20 protein-coding genes are annotated in these 23,337 nt (G+C 54.7%); 6 read left to right on the top strand and 14 right to left on the bottom strand.

What is annotated here, in order from left to right:
- Positions 1–145 precede the first annotated feature (145 nt).
- The 4 genes from AC0QKW_RS02470 to nhaC all read left to right on the top strand — a co-directional run bounded on the left by AC0QKW_RS02470 (position 146) and on the right by nhaC (position 5,561).
- Positions 146–1,783 (top strand): MFS transporter, encoded by a 1,638-nt coding sequence (locus tag AC0QKW_RS02470; protein ID WP_473149469.1) that lies wholly within the window; start codon positions 146–148, stop codon positions 1,781–1,783.
- Positions 1,784–1,955: 172 nt separating this feature from the next.
- Positions 1,956–2,759: a cyanophycinase gene (locus AC0QKW_RS02475; protein ID WP_473149470.1), complete on the top strand. Its 804-nt coding sequence runs from the start codon at positions 1,956–1,958 to the stop codon at positions 2,757–2,759.
- A 101-nt stretch (positions 2,760–2,860) separates the two neighbouring features.
- Positions 2,861–3,925, top strand: coding sequence for a succinylglutamate desuccinylase/aspartoacylase family protein (locus AC0QKW_RS02480; protein WP_473149471.1), 1,065 nt, complete (start codon positions 2,861–2,863; stop codon positions 3,923–3,925).
- A gap of 166 nt (positions 3,926–4,091) precedes the next feature.
- On the top strand, positions 4,092–5,561 hold the full coding sequence (nhaC, locus tag AC0QKW_RS02485; RefSeq protein WP_473149472.1) for a Na+/H+ antiporter NhaC: 1,470 nt from the start codon (positions 4,092–4,094) through the stop codon (positions 5,559–5,561).
- 433 nt (positions 5,562–5,994) lie between these two features.
- Here the strand turns inward: nhaC and AC0QKW_RS02490 are convergent, their stop codons facing one another.
- Positions 5,995–7,101 (bottom strand): pentapeptide repeat-containing protein, encoded by a 1,107-nt coding sequence (locus AC0QKW_RS02490; RefSeq protein ID WP_473149473.1) that lies wholly within the window; start codon positions 7,099–7,101, stop codon positions 5,995–5,997.
- Between the two features lie 87 nt (positions 7,102–7,188).
- Entirely contained in the window at positions 7,189–9,090 is a 1,902-nt protein-coding gene (gene uvrC / locus AC0QKW_RS02495) for an excinuclease ABC subunit UvrC (RefSeq protein ID WP_473149474.1), read from the bottom strand.
- Between the two features lie 388 nt (positions 9,091–9,478).
- On the opposite strand from uvrC, the gene AC0QKW_RS02500 reads away from it, so the two are divergent.
- Positions 9,479–9,679 carry a hypothetical protein gene (locus AC0QKW_RS02500; protein WP_473149475.1) on the top strand — a complete coding sequence of 67 codons (201 nt, stop codon included), beginning with the start codon at positions 9,479–9,481 and terminating at the stop codon, positions 9,677–9,679.
- A gap of 227 nt (positions 9,680–9,906) precedes the next feature.
- Here AC0QKW_RS02500 and AC0QKW_RS02505 read toward each other — a convergent pair whose 3' ends face one another.
- Positions 9,907–12,549: a DEAD/DEAH box helicase gene (locus AC0QKW_RS02505; RefSeq protein ID WP_473149476.1), complete on the bottom strand. Its 2,643-nt coding sequence runs from the start codon at positions 12,547–12,549 to the stop codon at positions 9,907–9,909.
- 270 nt (positions 12,550–12,819) lie between these two features.
- Here AC0QKW_RS02505 and AC0QKW_RS02510 point away from each other — a divergent pair, with 270 nt between their 5' ends.
- Complete coding sequence (locus AC0QKW_RS02510) at positions 12,820–13,275, top strand: hypothetical protein (protein WP_473149477.1); 456 nt, start codon at positions 12,820–12,822, stop codon at positions 13,273–13,275.
- A gap of 252 nt (positions 13,276–13,527) precedes the next feature.
- On the opposite strand, the gene AC0QKW_RS02515 is transcribed toward AC0QKW_RS02510, so the two are convergent.
- From AC0QKW_RS02515 to AC0QKW_RS02565, 11 genes are all read right to left on the bottom strand, one after another.
- On the bottom strand, positions 13,528–14,196 hold the full coding sequence (locus tag AC0QKW_RS02515) for a class I SAM-dependent methyltransferase (RefSeq protein ID WP_473149478.1): 669 nt from the start codon (positions 14,194–14,196) through the stop codon (positions 13,528–13,530).
- A 70-nt stretch (positions 14,197–14,266) separates the two neighbouring features.
- Complete coding sequence (locus tag AC0QKW_RS02520; protein WP_473149479.1) at positions 14,267–15,490, bottom strand: glycosyltransferase; 1,224 nt, start codon at positions 15,488–15,490, stop codon at positions 14,267–14,269.
- The gene (locus AC0QKW_RS02525) at positions 15,412–16,803 is read right to left on the bottom strand and encodes an O-antigen ligase family protein (protein WP_473149480.1); all 1,392 of its coding nucleotides are present in this window, start codon (positions 16,801–16,803) and stop codon (positions 15,412–15,414) included. Before AC0QKW_RS02525 ends, AC0QKW_RS02520 begins: the two co-directional genes overlap by 79 nt.
- A gap of 10 nt (positions 16,804–16,813) precedes the next feature.
- Positions 16,814–17,881: a glycosyltransferase family 4 protein gene (locus AC0QKW_RS02530; RefSeq protein ID WP_473149481.1), complete on the bottom strand. Its 1,068-nt coding sequence runs from the start codon at positions 17,879–17,881 to the stop codon at positions 16,814–16,816.
- Between the two features lie 46 nt (positions 17,882–17,927).
- Positions 17,928–18,428 (bottom strand): glycosyltransferase, encoded by a 501-nt coding sequence (locus AC0QKW_RS02535; RefSeq protein WP_473149482.1) that lies wholly within the window; start codon positions 18,426–18,428, stop codon positions 17,928–17,930.
- Positions 18,429–18,520: 92 nt separating this feature from the next.
- Entirely contained in the window at positions 18,521–19,054 is a 534-nt protein-coding gene (locus tag AC0QKW_RS02540; protein ID WP_473149483.1) for a glycosyltransferase family protein, read from the bottom strand.
- Between the two features lie 112 nt (positions 19,055–19,166).
- Positions 19,167–20,120, bottom strand: a complete 954-nt coding sequence (locus AC0QKW_RS02545) for a hypothetical protein (protein ID WP_473149484.1) — start codon at positions 20,118–20,120, stop codon at positions 19,167–19,169.
- A gap of 15 nt (positions 20,121–20,135) precedes the next feature.
- Positions 20,136–20,579: an FkbM family methyltransferase gene (locus AC0QKW_RS02550; RefSeq protein ID WP_473149485.1), complete on the bottom strand. Its 444-nt coding sequence runs from the start codon at positions 20,577–20,579 to the stop codon at positions 20,136–20,138.
- Positions 20,573–20,869 carry a hypothetical protein gene (locus AC0QKW_RS02555; protein WP_473149486.1) on the bottom strand — a complete coding sequence of 99 codons (297 nt, stop codon included), beginning with the start codon at positions 20,867–20,869 and terminating at the stop codon, positions 20,573–20,575. Before AC0QKW_RS02555 ends, AC0QKW_RS02550 begins: the two co-directional genes overlap by 7 nt.
- A 190-nt stretch (positions 20,870–21,059) precedes the next feature.
- Entirely contained in the window at positions 21,060–21,887 is an 828-nt protein-coding gene (locus AC0QKW_RS02560; protein ID WP_473149487.1) for a glycosyltransferase family 2 protein, read from the bottom strand.
- Between the two features lie 58 nt (positions 21,888–21,945).
- Entirely contained in the window at positions 21,946–23,166 is a 1,221-nt protein-coding gene (locus AC0QKW_RS02565; RefSeq protein ID WP_473149488.1) for a glycosyltransferase family 4 protein, read from the bottom strand.
- Between the last annotated feature and the right edge of the window lie 171 nt (positions 23,167–23,337).

Below are 23,337 nucleotides of genomic sequence, written 5' to 3' on the forward strand. Positions count from 1 at the left end.
CAGATCCCACCCCTTACATCTCCTACACAGACCCACCCCTCCCAGGAGGGGATTTTCGGAATCCACCCATCTACCTCACTGGAACCCACCCCTACCCCTCCCAGGAGGGGATTTTCGGAATCCATCCATCTACCCATTCACCCCTATGACTGCCCAATCTTCCCCCGCCCCCGGCATTGATGCCGAACTCCAAGACTCCTGGCTGCCGATGGTTGTGATCGGCATGGGCCAGGTGCAGATGTCGCTCAACATCAACGCTCTGCCCGTTTCCATCGGCAACATCGTCAACGAGTTTGACACCTCGCCCACTACGGTCGGTACGGCGATCGTGGCCTACTCTCTGGCGGTGGCGGGCTTTGTCATGCTGGGGGGCAAGCTGGGCCAAAAGTTTGGCTCCCTGAATGTCTTTCGCATCGCCACTGGTCTGCTGCTGCTGGCCATGGTGCTCATGACCTTTAGCTCTAGCGCCGAGATTATGATTGTGGCTCAGCTGATTGCAGGGCTGGCGGCGGCGGCGATCGTGCCCACCCTGGTGGTGCTGATTGCCAACAACTACCGGGGCAAGCAGCAGTCTAAGGCGCTGGGCATTTTAGGCGCGGTGCAGGCAATTACCACCGTTACCGCCTTCTTTTTGGCCGGTGCCCTCGGCACCTGGATTGGCTGGCGCTGGGCTTTTGGCATCATCATTCCCTTTACGGCGGTGGTGCTGCTGCTCAGCCTGCGCCTCAAGCCAGTGCCCAGAATTCCTGGTGTCAAGATCGACTGGGTGGGCGTGGTGCTGGCGGCCCTGTCTATCATTTTGATCAGCGTCGGCGTCAACAATTTGAATAGCTGGGGTCTGCTGCCCGCTCGAGCGGCGGCCCCCTTTGCGCCCTTGGGCGTGTCACCGGCACCGATCATGGTGGTGCTGGGCGTGGTCGGGGTGCAGCTGTTTATTGCCTGGGCTCAGCGGCGGCAGGCGGCTGAGCTCACTCCTCTGCTGGCCTTGGAGGTGATCGACTCACCAAAAGAGCAGGCGGCGGTGTACTCGATGATGTCCATTGTCATTCTCGGCAACGCGCTGACGTTTTTGGTGCCGCTTTACATTCAAATGGTGCAGGGTCGCAGCAGCTTTGACACCTCGGTGGCGATGATTCCATACCAGCTAGCGGTATTTGCCGCTGCCATCTCCATCGTGCAAATTTTCGATCGCCTCTCGCCCCGCCAGATCGCCCGCAACGCCTTCATGCTGGTCTCGGTGGGTATGGTGGTGCTGGCGATCGTGATGAACAACCAGTGGAGCAACATTCTGGTGATCTTTGGCCTGGTGCTGGTGGGTCTGGGCCAGGGTTCGCTGGTGACGCTGCTGTTTAACGTGCTGGTGACGTCATCCCCTAAAGAACTGGCGGCGGATGTGGGTGCCCTGCGCGGCACCGTCAACAACTTGGCGGCGGGGGTCGGTACAGCCCTGGCTGGGGCGCTGGTGGTGGGCATTCTCAGCCTCAACATTCAGCGCGGGGTGGTCGATAACCCTGCCATCCCGCCGGAGTTGATTCAGCAGGTCAACCTCGACAACGTCACCTTTGTCAGCAACGATCGCCTGGAAAACACCCTGGCCGCTACCACCGCTACCCCCGAACAGGTGGCGGCGGCGGTAGAGATCAACGCGGCGGCTCGGCTGCGAGCCCTCAAGCTCTCTTTTCTCACCATGGCAGTGCTATCGCTGCTGGTGATTGTGCCGTCGCGGCGTTTGCCTGGCTACGTACCCGGCGAGGTGCCCAGTGTGCCTGGGAGCGTTGAATAGGCCTATGGTTTGAGGCTATGGGGTTGGCTGGATGGGGGCGCAAAAACCTCAGGTTTGTCAAAGTTAACCCCTGTTGCCAGCATTTCCCATGATGATGAATTTTGTAGCAACCGTTACGTCGGTTGCCACACTGCATCCCAAACCTAAATCTACTGAGTTGAGAGTAACCACCATGGGAACCGAGCAACAACCAGGGCCATTGGTCATTATCGGTGGGGCAGAAGATCGCGAAGGCGACTGCGTCGTACTGAGAGAATTTATCCGTGCCGCCGGGGGCATCAATGCCTGCATTGCGGTGATGACCGCTGCCACCACCGCCCCGGTCGAAGTTGGCGACGACTACATCCGCATTTTTGAGCGGCTGGGGGCCAATCGGGTAGAGGTGGTTCACACTGAAAGGCGCGAAGACTCTGACCGTGAAGAAAACCTGGCCAAGGTCAAAGAGGCCACCGGCATTTTCTTCACGGGGGGCGACCAGGCGCGCATTGTTGACTTTATCAAAGACACCCCTCTGGGCAAGTTGATCCACAATCGCCACCAAGGAGGGGCCGTGATTGGCGGTACCAGCGCCGGGGCCGCGATGATGCCCGACCAGATGATTGTGGGCGGGGCGTCGGTGTCAAACCCCAGCGTAGACGCGGTCGAAGTTGGCCCCGGTATGGGCTTTATGCCACACATTGTGATCGACCAACATTTTTCTCAGCGGGGGCGGCTGGGGCGGCTGTTGGCAGCCCTAGTGCTAGAGCCAGCGGTGCTGGGCCTGGGCATCGACGAAGACACTGCCATTATTGTCAGGGGCGACGAGTTTGAGGTGGTGGGGTCGGGAGCAATTACTGTGGTCGATGAGACCACCGCCACCCACAACAACCTCGACGGCCTGCTAAAGGATGAACCGATCGCCCTGTGCAACGTGAAGCTACACATTTTGCCCCAGGGCTACCGGTTTAACCTCAAGACCCACGAGCCGATGATTTAGAGCCCAAATCCCAGGGTTCCCCTAGAGAATGCCCAGCCTCCTGACGGGGTCTCAAAGGATTCTGGGATCTGCCCCCAATGTTGATATAAGAGCGATCGCCCATGACCACCACCCCCAAGGCCCCTGAGCTAACCCCCCTCGCCAAAACCCAGTACACAGGTGATACTCTCCAGGGCATTCCGGTGATCAGCCATTTGGCGATCGCCGATCTGCCCGAGGGCGATCGCCATCGCTTCTACTTCCAGGGGGTGCAGATGGGCACGGGCCAGCACTGGTACGTGCCGGTGCTGGTGGTCAAGGGCCGTCGCCCCGGCCCCTGCATTGGCCTGATCGCAGGCATCCACGGCGACGAGGTCAGCGGCATCGACGCGGTGCAGCGGGTGATGGCCCAGCTCGACCCAGCGGCGATGGCGGGGACGGTGATTGCTGTCTTGGGGGTGTCGCGTCCGGCGATCGAATCTACCCGCCCCTTTTGGCCCACAGCCATGCAGGGCGGCCTAGAGCTGGATATGAACCGGGTGTGGCCCGGCGACGAAACCGGCGACAACCCCGTCACTCGCCACGCCGGGCTGCTGTGGAATCGGCTGTTTGTCAACAACATGGACGCCGTGCTGGACTACCACACCATCACCACCGGCAGCGCCTTTACGATGTTTCTCTACGCCGATCTGCGTCAGCCTGCCATTCGCCAGATGGCCGAGCTGTTCCCCGCCGAACACATTAAAGATGATGCGGGGCTGGCGGGCACCCTCGAAACCACCTTTGTGGTCGCAGGCATTCCCTCGCTGACCGTGGAAATTGGCGAGGGCCGACGGTTTGAGCCCGCCAAGATTGCCCTGGCCGTCGAAGGCAGCCTCAACGTGCTGAAGCACTACGGCATTCTCCCTGGCCCCCTGGGGCGCACCGCCGCCGAGGCAGGCACCGTCTTTGGCAATGCTCTGGCCACCGTCCGCGCCACATTGGGCGGTTTTTTAGAGCTGCGGGTGGGGCTGCGCGATCGCGTCACCCCTGGCCAAATTGTTGCCCTCCAGCGCGATGCCTTTGGCGATGTGGTGGCCGAATACCGTGCCCCTGTCGCTGGAGAGATCGCCGTCGTTGCCCGCGACGCTCTCTGCGAACCGGGGCGGCGGATTGTGCAGATTTTGTACAGCCAGGAAGAGGCGTGAAAAGGGTAGGTGAGGTGAGGAAGTATACCGACCTGTCATCGCTCTATCTCCCCCTCGTCCCCATTTCTCCTGAACCCACCCCTCCCCCTCCCAGGCGGGGATAGTCCAACCTTCTAACTCAAAACTGAACAGTCAAAACTCCCCCATTTACCCAAGGAGATCCCCCATGGCCCCCTCGCCTCCAACTCCTCGCCCCCCTTCATTTTTTGACGCCATTGTGCCCCTGGTGGTACTAATCAGCCTGATCGGCGGTGCCGTGGGGCTATTTGGCCTCTCTGCGGTGGATGGCCCAGTGCAGGTGGCGCTCATTCTCAGCGCTATGGTAGCTGCCATAATCATTCTCAAAAATGGCCACCCCTGGTCAGAGATTAGCGCTGCCGGAGGCCGGGCCGTGTCGTCGGTGACCAGCGCCATCTTTATTTTGCTGGCGGTGGGTGCCCTGATCGGCACCTGGAACATGGCGGGCACCATTCCCACCCTGGTCTACTACGGCATTCAGATTTTGAAGCCCGGCTGGTTTTACCTGGCTTCGGCGGTCATCTGCGCCATTGTCTCCACGGCGATCGGCAGTTCTTGGACCACCGCTGGCACCATTGGGGTGGGGCTGGTGGGCATTGCCACCGCGCTGGGGGTCTCCCCGGTGGTGACGGCGGGGGCGGTGATCTCGGGCGCTTACTTTGGCGACAAGACCTCCCCGCTCTCAGAGACCACGGTGCTGAGCGCCCAGCTGGTCGGCACCGATATCTACACCCACATCAAGGCCCAGCTGTGGACTTCGGGGCCAGCCTTCCTGATCGCCCTGGTGGTGTTTACCATCATCGGCAGCCAGACCGAGGTCACCGCCGGGGTCGACACCGTCACCGAGCTGACCCGGCTGAATGAATTGTTTTGGATCACTCCCCTGGCGCTGTTCCCCATGTTTTTGCTGGGGTTTCTCTCCTACCGCAAGGTGCCCGCCTCCCTGGCGATTATAATTGCGGCCCTGGTGGGTGGTCTGACGGCGATCGCGCTTCAGCCCCAGGCTATCATTCGCTTTGTGAATGAACCCGATACCGCCATGGCGCTGGTGTTTCTTAAGGGCGTGTGGCTGGCCATGGCCAACGGCTTTAGCGAAAACTCTGGCATTGCCGATGTCGATCGCCTGCTGTCGCGCGGCGGCATGGACAGCATGCTCTACACCCTGTGGATCATCATTGGCGCGGTCACCTTTGGCAACCTGATGGAAGAGTTTGGCATGCTGGCCAAGCTGATCAACCCGGTGCTGCTGCGGGCGCGCACCCAGGGCAAACTGTTTGCCACGGCAGTGGCCACGGCGATCGGCCTAAATATTTTTGCGGGCGACCAGTACATCGCCCTGGTGCTGCCCGCCCGCATGTTTCGCGTCGAGTTTCAAAATCGGGGGTTGCAGCCCCAAAACCTGTCGCGCCTAGCCGCCGACGCGGGTACGGTGACTTCGGCGCTGATTCCGTGGAACTCCTGCGGTGCTTTCATGGCGGTGACGCTGGGGGTGTCCACATTTTTGTACTTTCCCTTCGCCATTTTCAACATTGCCAGCCCCATTTTGTCGCTGCTCTACGGCATCACCGACTTCAAAATTGAGAAGCTGCCCGCCGGGGTTAACCTGGCAGATCTGTAGAGTCTGAGGGCTACTAAGTACATAGATCCTGTTGTTACGGCCAAATTCTGGAAGATCCCCCTAAATCCCCCTTTTCAAGGGGGACTTTGACTCTGCTCCCCTTTTAAGGGGGGCTAGGAGGGATCAAGCTCTGGCGAGGTCGGCATGGATGACTGGTGTGTATTGAGTAGAGCCTAAGGGGAAAGCGCTCGTCAAAGGTCACGTTAGCGACGATTCCTGGGGTTGACTCCCTGATTGTCGTACAGGCTTATCCATGCGCTCTAGCTCCTCAACCTCCTCCGCTGTTGGGGGCTGGCTTCGTGGATGTAGTGGAGCGGAAGGCGGCACAGGAAAGGCATTACACCTCACACGAAAACTGCCAGAACCCTAGAGGCGCTCGGTTTGTCCGTGAGGTGTACTGGTTGAGTGGTTGTTTGATTGACAAGTATTCAACTTATGGCGTGATCAACCTCCCTGTCTCCGGCTCTATGCCTAGCTCTTTACAGTCACGGTCGGGGTTAAGGGTGCTGGCATCGGGTAGTGTAGTGCGACAGAGCCTGGCCTGAGCGAGTTGTTCGTCTGTTAAACCAAGGCTCCTGCTGAGGTGAGCATTGGTGAGGATTGCCCCGCTGAGGTTGGCATCGTTGAGGATGGCATAGCTGAAATCAGCACCGCTGAGGTCGGCGTCTATGAATATGGCCTCGCTGAGGTAAGCTCTGCTGAGGTTGGCCCTGCTGGTGGTGGCTATCCGAGGATCGGCCAATAACACGATGATAACACTGAGGTCGGCTCTGCTAAGGTCGGCCCTGATGAGGTAAGCCCTGTTGAGGTCGGCACCGCTGAGGATGGCCCCGCTGAGGTCGGTACCGCTGAGGTTAGCCCCGCTAAGATTCGCCCCGCTGAGGTCGGCACCGCTAAGATTGGCCTGGCCAAGGTTGGCCCTACTGAGGTCTGCTTTAAATAGGCTTGCTTTCGGGAGCTGGATTCCTTGTAAATAAACACCGGATCGATTTTCATCTACTAGGACTTCGTCTAATGGAACAGCTCCAAGGGTAATACCATCTAGCTGTTCTGCCTTCCATGTACAAAATGGGTGGGGAGAGCAAAACCATGGGAACTTTCGTCGCCAGTTTGCGCCTGGTGAGGCATTGAGAAATTCCAAAGCTTGTATTCTACCCCCACTACCTGACTGCCCATAGGCTGACGTGATCGTTTGCCAGGCATTGAGCACTTCAGCATCTCGACGCTGTTTTTCTGTCCCGATATAGGTCAAGACTGCAAGGATAATTCCAGCATTGCCAATCAGCCCCAACAGGCTCAACAGCGCTTGATTATTAGCCCATGTTAGTAGGGGTTCCCATGCGTTTTTCTCAAGTCTAATCAGTGGGCGATGTATAGCAAACAGCGTTGTTCTTAATGGGTTCCCAGCAATCTTCTCTGCCTGCTTCCAAACCAGATTTTTGCTAACTCGCTTGCCTTGTAATCGCAGGTTGTCGTACAGATCCCAGGCTACCCGCTCGACGTGCTCCTGCTGATTACCGGCTTTAACTCTCTTGGCCACTGCTTACTACCCTAAGCCCTAGCAACAGCTTCACCCCAAGCGGCGTACTTTCCGGCTAAGGTGCCGTGATCGATAGGGTAATCATGTTTACCCTACCTCATCTACCTCTTCGGCCTGGGGATGGAAGTACTCATAGATCTGCTGGGCTAGCTGGGGGCCAATGCCGGGGACGGTGGCCAGCTGCTGGGGGCTGGCCTCGCGGATGTAGTCGATGGAGCGGAAGGCGGCGAGGAGTTCTTTCTGGCGGTGCTGGCCCAGTCCGGGGATTTCTGAGAGGCGCGATCGCCGCATTCGATCGGTCCTTTTCTTGCGGTGAAAGCTGATGGCAAAGCGGTGAGCTTCGTCGCGCAGGCGGCGCAGCAGCTGCACACCGGGCTGGTCGGCCTCAGTGGCGAGGGGGATCGATTCACCGGGCAGAAAGATCTCTTCGCGCTTTTTGGCCAGGCTGACCACGTTGAGATCTTGGAGCAGGTTGAGTTCTTTCAGCACCTCTACCACGGCGGAGAGCTGGCCTTTGCCGCCGTCGATCATCACCAGGTCGGGCCAGTCGGGGTTGCCCAGGCGCTGTTTGGTGGGGTCGGTGGCGTAGCGGCGAAAGCGGCGGCGAATCACCTCGGCCATGCTGGCGAAGTCGTCGGAGTGGCCGGGCTTCACCTCGGGATTTTTGATTTTGTAGTGACGGTAGTGCTGCTTGGCGGGCATACCATCTACAAACACCACCTGGGAGGCGACGGCGTCGGAACCCTGGATGTGGGAGATGTCGTAGCCCTCAATGCGCTTGGGCAGGTCTGGCAGGTCAATGGCGATCGCCAGGTCTTGCAGGGCCTGAATGTTGCGATCGGCGGCGGCCTGGGTGCGGGCCAGCTCGTACTGGGCGTTGCGCTCGACCATGTCGATCAGGTCGGCTTTGGTCTGGCGCTGGGGCACCTCGACCGAGACCTTGCGGCCTCGGCGCTGGGTGAGGTATTGGGTCAGCATGTCGCCCTCGGGCAGCTCGTGCTGGGCGAGAATCAGGGCCGGAATTTCGACGGCTTCGACGGTTTGATAGTGGTCTTCCAGCACCCGCTGGAGAATTTCGCCGGGGGTGCCCGACTCGGCATCGGCGGTGAAGCCCAGGCGGCCCACCAGGCGACCGGCCCGTACCTGAAAGATTTGGACGCAGGCGTGTTTGTCGTCGGCAGCCAGGGCGATCGCATCCCGCGAAATCGTGTCATCCGGTAATGCCACCTTCTGGTCGGCGCACAGCCGCTCCAGCCCGCGGATCTGATCGCGCAGGTGGGCCGCCTGTTCAAACTTGAGGTCTTCGGCGGCCCGCTCCATCTGGCCAGTGAGAATATCCACCAGCTCGGTGGTGCGGCCCTGGAACACCATGACCACGCGCTGGAGGGTTTTGTGGTAGTCCTCTGGGGTGATCAGCTGCTGGCAGACGCCGGGGCAGCGGCCAATGTCGTAGTTGAGGCAGGGGCGATCGCGGTGGACGGGCTGGGGCCGCTGCCTCAGCGGAAAGATTCGCTTCACCAGATGCAGGGTGCTGCGCAGCAGGCCCACATCGACGTAGGGGCCGTAGTACCTGTCCTTCAGGCTTTTGCGCCGTTTGCGGGTGATAAAAATCCGGGGGTAGTCTTCTGACCAGGTGACGCAGAGGTACGGGTACTTCTTGTCATCCTTCAGCAGCACGTTGAAGTGGGGCTGGTTTTGCTTAATTAAATTGGCCTCTAGGGCCAGGGCCTCGGCCTCGGTGTCGGTGACGATAAACTCGATCTCGACAATCTGCATCACCATGACGGCGATGCGGGGCATGTGGCCGTGAAAGTCGCGAAAGTACGACCTGACCCGCGTCCGCAGACATTTCGACTTGCCGATGTAGAGAATCTGGTCGCGGCTGTCTCGCATAAAGTAGACCCCCGGTTCTTTGGGAATCTCTTTGAGCCGCGCCTCCAGGCGATCGGGGTCGTTGACCAGGGTAATGGGCTGAACCGTAGAACTCACAGGCGCTGCCTAGGGGCTAAATCAACGGGCTGACACTCTAACCAGGATAGCGACAAAATTGCTGGGTCAGACGCCGCTTTCACCCCAGGGTTACCGTCCCCCAGTCAGGATGATGCTGGGAACTGGGCTGCGATCGAGCGGCTCGATCCGCTCAAAACTTGGCCAAACTCAGCCATTGGTCTTTTGGCGGTCAGCTTGCGTTTTGGCGGCGATCGCCTGCCCCAGCGCCACTCTTCTCAGTAAAAACCCTGAGGTGCTCTGCTATTAAGCACCGCTGGGCTCAGCTAAATGGCCCGATTTTAGGAGTTTTATCCGGAATAATTCCGTCTACTCTGTATCCATAGTTACTTATGTTCCTGAATTGAAATTGTCACGAGGTTTTGTCTGCATGGATCCGCAAGAATTTGAAGTGCGCTATCGAGAGCAAGTCAACAACATTTTGAACCGTCTACAGACCGCAGTTGCCGCCTCTGCCCAGCTCGAAACTACCATCACCGACATTGGCGGTGCCGTACAAAGTTTGAGTCGAGAGGTGGAGCAGTTTTTGGCTGAGCAGCGACCTGAGCCTAGGGATAGCGGTCTGTCCTAGCTTCATGTCGCGCTGAAGCGTTGTTCTGCCGTATGGGCAAACGGTTGTTTGCCCAGTGCAGGGAAGTTCTGTTCGAGAAATGGCTTTGGTCGCATACCCAATCCGACCGACAAAACCCTAATCCGAAACCGATACCTCGTAGGGGCATTGCACTGCAATGTCCCTACAAATGAGGGTATTAAAGAGGGTTAAGCCAAAGGACCTACAGAATATAAGGCTCTCCGCAGCTAACCAATCTCCTCGTTAACCGGGAATCGGTTCATGATGTCTTTGGCCTGGCGGGCGGCGGTGCGCAGTTCGTCGCTGATGTAGGGCACGTGGGGAATCTGCGACAGCACGTCTAGGGTGCGGCGCAGAATGCGGACGATATCGCCTTCATCGAGGCTGGTGTTTTCGCACAGGGTCACCCAGTCAACCTGGAGTGCCCACTGCTCGACCATGCCCACCAGGTCGTACTCCAGCCAGATGGGGGCCGTAATGTGGCGGCGGTGCTGCTGTTGGTAGAGCTGGCGGCGCAGATAGTGCAGCCCCCCCAGCGCTTCTTCAACCTGGCCCGAGAGCTTGTAGCGGCACCAGCTGTCGGGGCGCGAGTTTTCGGTGACTAGGGCAGCAAAGGCGGCGGCCAGCTGGGCGGCATCGAGGTGGTCAAATTCGCCCGATCGCAGCGCCAGTGCCAGCCATAGCTCGTTGTCGCCGCGAATGGCGGCGGCCATTTCGCCCAGCTCGGTGGGTTTGTTGTCGTCTAGCCCATCAAAGTGCTGGAGCACGTCCATAATGTTGAGAAATTCTTGCCAGTAGCGGCCCGTGTACTGGGCGAGTTTTTGCTGGCGATCGCGCAGTTCATCCTGCAGGTCGTGCAGCCGCTTTTGGCGTTTGAGCAGGCCCTTGGCATTGTCCCACTGGCTGGCGGGGTGGGTGGCCAGGGTGTGCTCGACCTCGCGCATGCGATCGAGCTGGTCTTGCACCTCGGGGGCCAGCATTTCGAGGGTGGGGGGTGTGGCCATGGTAGCGGCAATGCCAGCGGTATAGTCATCGCCTCGGCAGCGCTTGCCTGGGCTGGGCAACAGCTCGCTGGGTGGGGCCAGGGTATCGACCGCCTGCAAGCGAGGAATGTCGGCGTGGAGGCCGACTACATCGGCGGCGGTGACCACACACCAGTGGTTAGTTTTAGTCAGGCACACCAGGTAAGGAAACTGGCCCGACCCCTGCACCTTGGTCACCAGCACGGCGGGGACGGGTTCCCCCACGGGAATGTGCTTGCCCTTGAGGGAAAGGAGTGTGCCTGCGATCGCAAAGGGCACCATCTTGGCTACATCGTCAGCCAGCACCTGGGCCGCCTGCTGCTGAAGGGTCTTGAGTAACCGACGCTCTTCTTTGAGGCGCTCCTTGAGCTTGGCGTATTCGGCCAGCAGTCCGTCGTCAAAGGCGGCGAGCTGGGCCTGCTGGTGGGCCACGGCTCCTTCGATGCGATCGATCTCCTGCTGCTGGGGCACCAGGTGCAGGGTGGCCAGATATTGGCCAAAGCTGCGTTCAATTAAGTCCTTGGCCTCGTCTAGGGTATGGGTTTGCAGCAGGTTGAGCACCATGCCGTAGCCAGGAGTAAACTGGCTCACCAGCGGGTCGGCCCCCGAGGTGGCCAGGTGCACCGCCTCCCGCGATCCTTCAAAGGGGCTCTCGACCGTCACCACATGACCCTGGAGATCCATGCCGCGCCGCCCGGCTCGCCCCGCCATCTGCAAAAACTCCGAGGAAGTCAGCAGCCGGTGGCCCATGTCGGTACGCTTTGACAGACTGGCGATCACCGTGGTGCGGGCAGGCATGTTGATGCCCGCCGCCAGGGTCTCAGTGGCAAACACCACCTTGATCAGCCCGGCCTGAAACAGCTCTTCCACCAGCCCCTTCCACAGGGGCAAAATGCCCGCGTGGTGGGCGGCAATGCCCCGGTACAGCGGCCCCACTTGGCCCGCCCGCCCGGCGTCGGGGTTGTGGGCGAGAAAGGTGTCAATCCGCAGCTTGAGTTCGTCGGCCTCGGCCTCGGTGACCAGCGACATATGGGCCACCTCTTCCACCGATTTGTCGCAGCCCCGGCGGCTAAAAATAAAGTAGATGGCGGGCAGCATGTCGCGCTCTTGCAGCTGGCCCATGACAAAGGGCAAACTCACCCGCCCGCCGCCCCGCCGACCGGGCTGGCGCTGGGGAGCGCGCTGCTTTTTGAGCTGGGGGTTGATGGCCTTTTGGGAGGTATCTAGCAGCGGCACCAGCCGCTTACCGGTGCAGTAGTGAAACTGCAAGGGCACCGGGCGAAAGTCGGAGTAGATCAGCTCCGTGGGGCCGTGCACCTTTTGCAGCCAGTCGGTGAGCTGGCCCGAGTTTTCGACCGTGGCAGAGAGGGCCAAGAGCTGAATCTCGGGCGGGCAGTAGATAATCGACTCTTCCCAGACGGTGCCGCGCTGGCGATCGTTCATGTAGTGGCACTCGTCAAGCACCACGGCTTCTACCTGTTGCAGGGTAGTGCCGGTCTCGCCAATGCGAGTGCCGTAGAGCATGTTGCGAAAGATTTCGGTGGTCATCACCACGATCGGGGCATCGCGGTTGATGGAGAGGTCGCCGGTCAGCAGACCCACATTCTCATAGCCAAACTGGTCGCGAAAGTCGCGCAGTTTTTGGTTAGATAGCGCCTTCAGCGGAGTGGTATAAAACACCCGTTTGCCGTGGGCCATGGCCCGGTAAATGGCGTATTCGCCGATCAGGGTTTTGCCGGAGCCGGTGGGGGCGCAGACTACCACCGACTTGTCAGCATCGAGGGCCGCCGCCGCCTGGCGCTGAAAATCGTCGAGGGGAAAGGGAAATAGTTCGGCTAGGTCTAGCACAAGGCTGGCACCATGGTAGGAGCGACATTATTCTAGTGTGCCAGGGGTTGGGTGAAACGGTGAGGCCAACCAGCGCGGTAGGGCAGACAACAGCCTGGGTTTCAGGCTCTGTGTTTTAGTCAAAAACCCAAGAAAACTCACATAACCTTCACGCAATCTACCCCTAATGTCTGCAATTTAAGCAGGATTTTGCCCTAGGGAAGCTGTAAACCCAAGTACTGAGGCACATTAAATCTGCGGCCATGTGTGTTTGTACTTAAGGGAAAGCAGATGAAACTCGATATCGTAGTCCTGACTGCTCTAACCGTGGGGGCTGTAGCTGCCCCAGCGGTTCAGGCTCAAATTTCCCCTGACAACTATGTCGGCGTCGGCATTCGCGCTGGTTTCAGCGACTCTACGGCCTTTGTGATCGACTCAAAGGTCAAACTTACCGAGCTGACCGATGCGGCTACCCTCTCGGTGCGGCCAGCGGTGGTGTTTGATGACAGTGCCGAGCTGCGACTACCCATCTCTGTCGATTTTGGAGTGAGCGATCGGTTTTTTCCCTACGCTGGGGCGGGGGTTGCCTACAATGCTGAAGGCAGCTCTCGCATTGACCCCTTGATCACGGGCGGTGTAGACGTGGGCATCGCTCGCAACCTGGTGCTCGATGTCAATCTCAATGTGTTGTTTAAGCCCGACAACACAGATACCGAGCTTACCGCCACCATTAACTACGCTTTTTGAGCCCTGTGATCAGGTTTAAGGTGTTGGGCGGGTCTGCGTCGCTCTCCTAGTAAAGTAAGGCCAAAAAGTAAGGCCAAGCTGCCGGCAAACTGTCAATCTAGGAAGTCAGCCCGCCGATTGGCTAGTCTAGGTTTCTGAATTGGCGATTGGTTTCTTGAAAGAGGCACAGCATATCGTCAAAGGTTGGCTGAACCGTAAACATAGCTGGATATAAGCGAGATTTCTCCATATCTATCGCATAGCTAGCGAGCTCTAGCTCTGTATAGGCAGGGTGGCGGCGCAGACCATAGACTTCCACAGGTAGGGGACGCGACCAGCGAATTGAAACTTTGGATCAGTAAAGCCTTCAGAAAGTACTAATTGTCTAAGAGTGTTCACTGAAAAGAACTTAATGTGACCACCATCCCATAGGGTGGTGAAGTGACTATCTAGGCTGCCGGACAAGGCCAGCGCTAAATTCTTTAAATAGCCATGGTATGGGGTAGTTAAAATTAACGTCCCTTTTGGACGCAGACATTGCCGTGCTAGCCGCACTAATTCTCTGGGGTAAAACAAATGCTCAATGACCTCAGTGGAGATAACTAGGTCAAAAACTTGCTCAAGACCGTCTAGGTCTAGATCGTAGATACTGCCCTGCCGGAATTGACAGTTTGGATAAGCTTGTTGGGCTTGGGTTACCCCAGAAGCTGATTCTTCAATGCCAACCACCTCAAACCCCTGTGCCGCCAGAAAATGACTAAAACTGCCGTTGCCACAACCTAAATCTAGGATTTTTATTTTTGAGATGGCGACAGGGCTAGAGCGGTGAGTTTGGGCGATCGCATTATGAATTAAGTTTAAAACTGGCTTTGCTAAATAGTGATGGTGATGCCCTATTTGTGAACTACCGTAACTATATTCGTAAGAAGTTGAAGTTTGCATAGGATCTTAACGCTGTGATTGATAGTGAGTTATGGCGAGAGATGCCGCGATCGCTATAGACTTCATCTGCTCAAATATAAAGGCAGTCAGGCTGATCGGCTGATTCCAGTAGCCATCTGTAGAGTTGGAGCATTTGATGTGCAGCCCGTGACCAAGTGTACTTGTCTTGAATTAAGGCTTGACCTCGCTGGCCCATGGCTGCTAATTGCCCCGACTCTAGACTCATTGCGGCTTGGAGAGCGTTGACCAGTGGCGGAACTCCAGGGTGAACCCACCAGCCGCAGTTATGGGTTTTGATATCTGACCATGGCGCGGCTGTAGTGGTAATTACTGGTGTACCTGCGGCCAGTGATTCGGCAATGACCAGGCCAAAGTTTTCGCTGCGGGTAGGCAGTACAAAGATGTCAGCCTGCCGATAGCAACTCCATTTTTGCTGGCCATCTACAGCCCCCACAAACGTAATGTTAGTCAGGCGTAGCTCATCAATGCGTTGTTCAACTACAGCCTGATGACCCTGTTCGTCTGGGCCAGCGATGATGAGTTGCCACCCCTGGGTGGGGAGTTGTCGCCAGGCTTCGATCAGGTCTAGCAATCCTTTTTTGGGGTGAAGGCGCGATAGAAAAAGTACCTGACGCAGAGAGCTTTTGTCAGGGTGCCTGGGAGCACTCTCGGGTTTTTGGGGAGGCAACTCGATACCCCAAGGAATGACCGCGACCGGCTGGTGGGGCAGCAACAGTTGCAGGCGCTCTGCCTCATCTGCTGATGTGGCATGGAGGACTTGGGCCGTGCGCAGATCGCGGTGCTGAAACCCGTGCCAGGCCAGGCGCTTTTTCCAGGCTTTGTATTGCCAGGCCCAGGGCTCTAACATGCCGTGGGTGCTCACCACTCTGGGAATGCTGCACCGCCGAGAAAACTGGGCGGCACGGTGGTTGTTAGGCAGCCAGAGACCGTGATCGTGAATGAGATGAATCGAAGATTTTTGGTGTAATCGGTTGAGGGTAGCGCGCAAAGAATGGCGATCGAAAGCTGGGGCGATGGGGTACCACTGGGCATTGACCGCCAGCGAGGTATCGCTGAGCAGGGGCGATGGCCCTGGTTTGGCCAGTAGCCCCCAATGCTGATCTGGGCTCTGAAGAGCCATAGTCCGCAAGAGCTGTAGAACAGTGACCGGTGCCCCACCGGTAGCCCGATCTAAATTGCGAATCGTGTGAATAATCACCGCGAGGGCTGCTGGGGCAGATATAAGGAGGAATCGTAGGCGGCGGGCTGCCAAGGGCGATCGCGCTGCCAGCACTCTAGTAGATATTGGCCCAGAGCGAGATAAACCCCTAAAGCCAGCAGCGGAAAGCTAACTAGCCCCAGCAGATAGGCTTCGCCAACGCTGCCAATCAGCAGAGAGCTGAGCCCTGCGGTGACGGCACTACAGTAAAACCGATAGTCGGGGTGATCGCCAATGCGATAGAGCTTCACAATCATCTCCAGGCAGTAGTAGGCAAATAAAGCCAGGGGCACCAGGCCAACCATCCCCGCCGAGGCGGCAACGGCTAGCCATGAGTTTTCGCCAAACCCGAGGCGATCGCCCATCAAAGGGGCACCCAGCAGAGGGTATTCCATAAACGTATTCCACTGGGCTTGCCAGACCTGGGCACGGGTGTTTTCCATATTGGAAAATTTGTCGGGGACGACACTGTCTACCCTCGTGGGTAACTCAGCGCCAGGCAGCCCCACAGCAGTCGTGTTGCCACCCGGTGTAGACCAGAGGGCGATGGAGCCGACCAACATTCCTAGAACCACGACCTGCCATAGTTTGAGGCGCTGCCCAAAGAAAACGGCTAGACCCACCACTGCCCCCAAAACCCCCGTGCGCGAACCGGTTTGAACCAGGGCATAGAGCGTAATCAAAATACCACTACCCCAGATGCAGCGCTGCCAAGAGGGCTGAGGCTGCATCAAGAAAAAATACCAGGCGGGCAGCGTCAGCATCAATAACACCGCAGCGTGCTGGGGGTTGCCTGTAGTGCCCAAAAACAAGTCGTGAACAAAGGTGATGGGGTAGAGATCAAACTGGGCCTGGTAGAGGTTGACCCCTAGAAAAATAGCGCCGACCAAGGCGATAGACCCCAGGCCCCAGGCAAAGTCTCGATCGGTTTGTAACCACCGGCTGGGGCCACGCACCACCATCGTGACTACGCCGCAGTAGGTGGCAGCACTGAGCAAGACAAAAAGTAGGCTCCCACCGTACAACACCTTGAGCAGTAGCACCCCTTGCAGCAAAAAGAGGTACAGCAAAGGCCGTGGAAAATGGCTTTTGCGCCAGGTGTTGGGAGCCCGCAAGGCCAAGGCTAGCAGCAGCGCCAAGAGCACAACTGTCAATGGCCGCCCCGCCTGACGCAGCTGCTCTAGGGGAAACACCAGGTCGGGAGCCTCTAGAACGAATTCATCGCGAAACTCGGCTAAGGAGGCGGCAAAGCCAAAAACGGCCAGCAGCAGCCAGGGTTGGGCAGACCCCTGAAGCCTTGCCGTAAATACCCACAGCCCACCCCCCACTAGGACAAACAACCCTAGGGGAGAAGTCGCAAATTGTAAAAGCTGTCTAACAAGTTCCATAGGGCTAGGGCTAGGAGGCAGCGGTGAGGTGACAACACAGTCTCTGCCAGCGCTCGGCCCAGATCTGGGCCGAGTAGGGGGCGGCAAGCTGCTGCGATCGCTGCCCCCAGGTCGGCAAATGTGGGTAAGCTTGCTCGATATCGTGTAGGGCCTGGGCCAGGCTGCTGACATCATCGGGCGGCACGACGTAACCATTGTAGCCAGACCGCACCACCTCGACCGCTGAACCGCAGGCATCGGTACAAATGATAGGAAGACCGGCAGCGGCCCCCTCTACCAGGGCCAGGGGCCAGGGGTCAAAGCGGCTGGGCAAGACCAGTGCCCCGGTCTGCCGCAGGTGAGCCAACAGCGCCTGGGGCTGCACAAAGCCACCGTCGGTAAGGCCAGGCTGATTCTGCAGAGTGCTGGCTAGGGGGCCTTGCCCACAGCAGAGCAACGACCAGGGCTGGGCCGATTGCTGACGGTAGCGCTGGTAGGCCGAGACTAGGGTGTCTAAGCCTTTAGCAGCTATGTAGCGACCCACGAACAAAAATTGCTTAGGCCAATCTGCCTGGCGCTGATCCCAGAGTGGGTCGAGGGTAGCCGCGTCAACCCCGTAGAGCCCGCGCTCAATGCGGTTAGGTGATACCCCTAGACGAGTGGCGTACTGCCAACTGCGATCGCCGGTCACCACCACTTGATCAATGTGTCGCAGCAGAGGCCGTAGGGCGTAGGGGGCTAGCCGCTGTCTGACGGTACCGCGCCAGGGAGTGTCCATGCCCATGACTATGGGTACAGAGCAAAGCTTAGGCTCGTTGACTAACTGGCGATAGGGCGGGTGCAGCCAGCCCGGAATCACCAGCACATCGGGCTGTTGCTGCACAACTAGATCGTAAATTAAGGTTGTATTTTGCCGTTCGGCCAAGTCGAGCAGACGGCAGGGAATACCAGCCATGAGCTGATCTGAAAAGGCAGTCTCGGTTTTTGCCTGAAAGGCGATGACAAAGACCTGTAGATCAGACGACTGAGCTAGGGCACGCCAGCAGGCGGCCATGTAGCCTGAGATGTCAGACCAGCAGAAAACAATCTTTTTAGGCATTAAGGCTGGGCCTTAGATGTTGTTTGAAAGGCTGTAGACATGGTGCTCAAGCGTATTGGTGAAGTGTCTGAATAACTCGTTCAACACAGGCAGCCCAGGTAAACTGAGCGGCATGGCGCTGCCCCAAGTCAATATAGCGCTGGCGTAGGGCAGAGTCTGAATCTAGGTTGATCAGAATGTCGGCGATTTCTTCGGTATGGTCGGGCTCGACCACAATGCCTGCATTGCCGACGACTTCGGGCAGAGAGGCCCGGTTGGCGACTACGGCTGGCACTCCTGCGGCCATCGCCTCTAGGGGAGGAATGCCAAAGCCTTCGTAGAGCGAAAGAAAGAGTAGACATAGAGAGCCCCGCATTAGTTTGGGCAGGGCATCATCGGAAACGACACCAAGCAGCGTGATATTGGGATGTGCTTTGGCAGCCTCAGCGTAGGTTGGGTCTATCTCTCCAGCGATAACGATTTGAATAGGACTATGGCGCTGTTGTAGTGATTGAGCGAGGGTCAGATAGTAATCTCCACCTTTTTTCAGGCGTAGGCCACCAACCATAAACACGTAAGGTGAAGCTGTTGGTCGCTCGAATATAGCTGGGTTAGTGTTGGCAATTGCAAAAAAAGGAGACTCTACCCCACAACCAATATTCACAATCTTTTTGCAGGTGCATCTAGTAGCTCAACCATGCGCTGCTTTGAAAACTCAGAGATGGTGAAGACTATACGAGAATGATCGATAGCACGGCGAACCCAACGCCCCCACTTATAACGAAACCAGCGATGCTGCCAGGTGTGAGACCAAGGCAAATTTGGCTCAAAGGCTTGAACATCATAAATGGTAATAGCTACAGGGCATTTTCTGACTGGAAAGTAGGTTTCCATAGGGGCAAAGAGCCAGTCAGACTGATCAGATAGATAACGGTCCATGGAAGGATAGCCGATTAACTTCCACAGCCGCTCGGTACGATTTTCTGGCATGGAGAATGTTCGGAAGGTCAGCTTGTTTAACGGACAGTTAGCCGGAAGCGTTTGCTCTGGAGTTAGCCACTCGCGAGAAAAAAGAAGTTCAAGATCTATACTGTCGTCGTCGGCTAGGCTTAAAAGCGTGTTGTTAATGTGCCGTCCTGCACCAGTACAAGGAAGCAAAGTCCGCGCTGGATGAATATAGGAAATAATATGCACGCTCTAAGTACTCAACAAAAGGATGTTTTCTTGTTCGGAAAAAGAAACTGAAGAAAGCAACAAAAGTAGTTCTGGTAATTAAAGCGACTTTCAGATAGAAGGTCTTTCGTTTTCAAGTTAAAAAATGGTGATAAAAAGAATTAATTTGTCTGTTTCGGCGCAATTTATCAGAAGGGATGTAGATGAGACTCTTGAACAAGTCGAGAGAATAAAAAATCACAACAGCCAGTGTTGATTTCTCCATGAGAAGATAGCGAAAAAATATATATTTATTGGGAATGTTGGAGTTAAGTTTGTGTCCAGCCCAATGCAGTAAAATTATTTGTTTATTATGATCGTTTCCTCCATGATCCCATATGAAGTGTTTACAATTGGCCTGGTAAACTTTTCCAGGTTGTCGAGCCCATCCATTTTGGCAAATACCACCTAAAACCTCTGCCACGTGACCATAGCAAACAGGTTTGGTGTCACAACAATAATTAATAAAAGCTTGGTCTGTATTCCGTGGGTTGAGTTGATCTCGAACTTTTAGAGCATTGATAGAGAAAGTCTCAAATGATTCGATGGTGAAAAGCCCTTTGCGGGCCGCCCATCGGCCTGAGTTAAAGCCTCTTGCTTTACCTTGCCTTAATAATTTCCGTCGTAGTTTACCTGGTTCGTAAACCTGGTTGATGGCACAGTCAAAATGCAGCAGGTCAAAATCGTAGTCGTCTAAAGCTTGAATGATGGGTTTGAGATCTGCTAAAACTACTTGCCGAGCATCGAGATACATAAACCGATCGCATGGCCCCCAAAAAGCGGCATAGCGACGAAACCAGTAGGGGCCAGTGGGGGTATGGCCAAGTTCAAAAGCTTGGCCGATGGCTTCTAAACGTTCAAAAGATGGATCGGTATAGATTTCAAAGTTATAGGTATTTTGAAGCTTAAGGAGGCGATCGCAGTCATCATTAAATGGAATCAGCAGCAGTCGTAGATCTGGATTGAAGGTACGAAAGCTATTGAGGAATGCGATCGCCCAGTTATAAACCACATCATTGGCTGAAAAATAGATGCCTAGAGAACTCATGAAACAAGAATTGATTTATTCACTTTTCCTAGCAGCAGATTTTAATTTGACAATAGGGATCGCTGGGCTTTGGGCAACGATTAAGCCATCAGGATTCCAAGATTCACTAATTCGATAGCTATCTAAGATTTGATAGTTTAAATTTTTTAGATATGAGATACAACCTTCATGCAAGGCATCAGAATGGGTAGAGACAAAGAAAAAATCAATGGCTTGTTTCTTTAAAGCTGTTTCTGCTCCTTGCAGCATTTCTAGCTCATAGCCCTGAATATCACTATGTAATATACTTATTTTTTCTAGTGAGAACATTGTAAACAGCTCATCGACTGTAACTATTCTCAAATCTTTGCTGCTGACCGATTGTTTTCCTACTCCAGCTTGCAAGAAATCTCCCTTCAATGAATTAATTTGAAAATGGCGCTTCCCATAATTAAGATGAGACAGTTTAGGCTCTACCATGATTGATCGGGCGTTGGGAATGCGGCTTTGAAACCAAAGCGAATAATAGGCCCAATAACTTCCAAGCTCAACCATGCTAGAACGAGGAGAAAGTGTAAAAGAATATTCCTAAAGGGTCTTTCTTCTTGGGGTTCATGAATCCCTAAAGCTCGTTGCATTAACTTCCCGTGGTCATATCCTTGGTAGGCCGTAGGAAGAACTTTAATGCCACTATGCATTACTAAGTGACCATGGCGAACATGACCGGCAATCCACTTTTTCAAGCTCATGCCAATCTGGACAATCTTCAAAGGGATTACTCGTTTCTGATGCCATCAAGACTTCATTTTTATCTTTTCTAAGCTGGAAATCAATATAGTGCAAAAAACTGAGCAGTCGATGCTTAAGCCAGCGCGATACAGAGTGAGTTTCAATCTAACCCACTCTTGAAGATTCTGAAATCATAATTTTAGATTTTTGCATTGTGTTATCTTCTAGACGTCATGATCCAGATGTACCTCTGATTTTTCGCAATTGCAAAATTAAAGATTTGGGCATAAAGAACTTCAGTGTAGGTACGATGCGGCCCCATATTTCGGCGTGATAAAGCTCATACCCAAACCGAAAAACTCTTTTGTGAAAGGGGGCTAGTCCCTTGCTAATTTGCCAACGCTCTTTGATGTATATATGAGGCTTTCTATGGTTACCTAAACTTGAACAGTCAAAACTGCTTAGCATAACATCTTGCAAAAGAAAAACTTTCCCATCACGATATAACCGTGCAAGCAGGTCGTGATCAGCGCACCATTTAAACCGAGTATCGAATTTGTACTGCTTTAAAATCTCAAGTCGAACCAGTGTAGATTGATGTGAAGTTGGCATTTGGTACCAAAGTTTTTCCAAAGAATGTGGAACTTTTTTAAAAATGCGAGTTTCCAAATCGTCAACTAATATTTCTGAAACTGCTGACATAATAACGTCAGCAGTTGTACTGAGAGAAGATATTGCTTGACTTAAAGAACTTGAACTAAAAAATGTATCCCCAGCATTCATGAAGAGTATCCATTCACCAGAGGCAAGAGATAAGGATTTATTCATAGCATCATAAATACCTTCGTCAGGTTCACTGATATAGACGTCAATCACGGGTTGATAGCTTTCAATGATGGTCCTAGTAAGGTCTGTTGAGTCACCATCAACAACAATATATTCGATGCCGCAATAATCTTGAGCCGCAACACTTTCAATTGTTTTTTGGAGAGCAGACCCAGCATTGTAAACAACTGTTACAACAGATATTTTTGAGCAGGCTGACTGCGATTTAGCCATAAAGCTGCTGATACTTTTGAAGAGTGTGGCTAACTTAAAATTTATTTTAATTTATACTCTATTTAACTAAAATATTCTTATAGAGATTGATATAGCGATTTGCAATGATATCAGAGTTGTACTCATTAAGGGCAATCTTTCGGCAGTTTTCAGACATTTTATTCCTGGCAGCCTGATCTTCCAACAATTTCATAATATTTTGCTGTAGGCCAATGGTATCTTCTAACTGGGCTAAATATCCTGTGATTCCATGTCTTACCAGGTCGGAAACACCCCCAACGTCAAATGACACCATCGGAGTGCCGCAAGCCAAGCTTTCTTGCAGCATTAAGGGTAGGTTATCTGCCCGAGTAGGAAAGACAAATAGATCTGCCGCTGAGTAGGCAATCGACTTCAGTCGATCACTACTTACATACCCCATGCTAAAGGTTGGTATACCTACTTCTCTCTCAATTACGTCCTCACCCTCACCTAGGATTAATAAATATAGTTCTTTCTTGATTAAGTCAGGTAAAGTCTGCAATGCACGTGATAATATATCGCCTCCTTTGCGAGGGTCTTTTAAGCTGGTAGCGCCAAACATTATCACTCGTTTACCTGACGGAATACCCAATACTCGGCGACATAGTTCAGGGTCAAGGGGTTGATAAGCACTCGTATCAATACCGTAAGGAATATGGTGAATGGGAAAGCGATTGAGTTGACTCTTACGAGCCTGGTTAGTTAACCACTGACTAGGCGCAACAACTGTGAGATTAGTCTGATTGTAAATCCAATCTTTGAGGTGCCATTCCCAATGGCTAGTATCATGATCAATAGCAGGGTAGGTGTCGGGATACGGGCATTGACCGCACCCAGTTTGCCATTTATTGCAGTCGTAGCTGTAGGCGCAGTGCCCGGTAAAGCTCCACATGTCGTGAAGAGTAAAGACGGCAGGCTTATTTTGGGTTAGGGCAGGCAGAGCCAAATAGCTAAAATAGCCGCCGTGTAGGTTATGTAGATTTAGAATATCTGCCGTTTCATAAAAGGAATGCTGGGGAATATCGAAACTGCCCAAGTTTAAAACATGGTTGAGACCTAATCGAGAAATTAAGTGAAACTGCAGCTTTTCTAAGTTGGGACGACGGGGGGTGGCACACACTAAAGGACTATCGGTTTTTACTGTACCAACCAGCATCTTTGAATCTATGCTTTGTCGGAGTAGTCCATGGTGAAGTCGATAGCTAGCAATAGCCGCCCCACCCTCAATATCCGACTGGTTAATATGTAGAATTTTCATGCAAAGGGTTTAAAGATTCTACAGATAAAAAAACGGGTTTGTAGGCAACTTTATCGTGTTCAGTATCTACCAAGTTATAGCCATCGCCAAAATCGTTAGGACATGACCGATACCCCTGAAGCGATGGCTATACGCCATTGCGCCGCCCCAGTTCTCAACCGAAGCCGAGGC

The organism is Pseudanabaena sp. PCC 9330 (assembly GCF_055795045.1).

Excerpts from the sequence above, each read along its gene's own strand:
- AC0QKW_RS02550 (WP_473149485.1), bottom strand. The coding sequence starts at position 20,579 with ATGGTAGAGCCTAAACTGTCTCATCTTAATTATGGGAAGCGCCATTTT.
- AC0QKW_RS02470 (WP_473149469.1), top strand. The coding sequence starts at position 146 with ATGACTGCCCAATCTTCCCCCGCCCCCGGCATTGATGCCGAACTCCAA.
- AC0QKW_RS02510 (WP_473149477.1), top strand. The coding sequence starts at position 12,820 with ATGAAACTCGATATCGTAGTCCTGACTGCTCTAACCGTGGGGGCTGTA.
- nhaC (WP_473149472.1), top strand. The coding sequence starts at position 4,092 with ATGGCCCCCTCGCCTCCAACTCCTCGCCCCCCTTCATTTTTTGACGCC.
- AC0QKW_RS02530 (WP_473149481.1), bottom strand. The coding sequence starts at position 17,881 with ATGCCTAAAAAGATTGTTTTCTGCTGGTCTGACATCTCAGGCTACATG.
- AC0QKW_RS02560 (WP_473149487.1), bottom strand. The coding sequence starts at position 21,887 with ATGGCTAAATCGCAGTCAGCCTGCTCAAAAATATCTGTTGTAACAGTT.
- AC0QKW_RS02535 (WP_473149482.1), bottom strand. The coding sequence starts at position 18,428 with ATGGTTGGTGGCCTACGCCTGAAAAAAGGTGGAGATTACTATCTGACC.
- AC0QKW_RS02525 (WP_473149480.1), bottom strand. The coding sequence starts at position 16,803 with ATGGAACTTGTTAGACAGCTTTTACAATTTGCGACTTCTCCCCTAGGG.
- AC0QKW_RS02515 (WP_473149478.1), bottom strand. The coding sequence starts at position 14,196 with ATGCAAACTTCAACTTCTTACGAATATAGTTACGGTAGTTCACAAATA.
- AC0QKW_RS02475 (WP_473149470.1), top strand. The coding sequence starts at position 1,956 with ATGGGAACCGAGCAACAACCAGGGCCATTGGTCATTATCGGTGGGGCA.
- AC0QKW_RS02565 (WP_473149488.1), bottom strand. The coding sequence starts at position 23,166 with ATGAAAATTCTACATATTAACCAGTCGGATATTGAGGGTGGGGCGGCT.
- AC0QKW_RS02500 (WP_473149475.1), top strand. The coding sequence starts at position 9,479 with ATGGATCCGCAAGAATTTGAAGTGCGCTATCGAGAGCAAGTCAACAAC.
- AC0QKW_RS02480 (WP_473149471.1), top strand. The coding sequence starts at position 2,861 with ATGACCACCACCCCCAAGGCCCCTGAGCTAACCCCCCTCGCCAAAACC.
- AC0QKW_RS02545 (WP_473149484.1), bottom strand. The coding sequence starts at position 20,120 with ATGAGTTCTCTAGGCATCTATTTTTCAGCCAATGATGTGGTTTATAAC.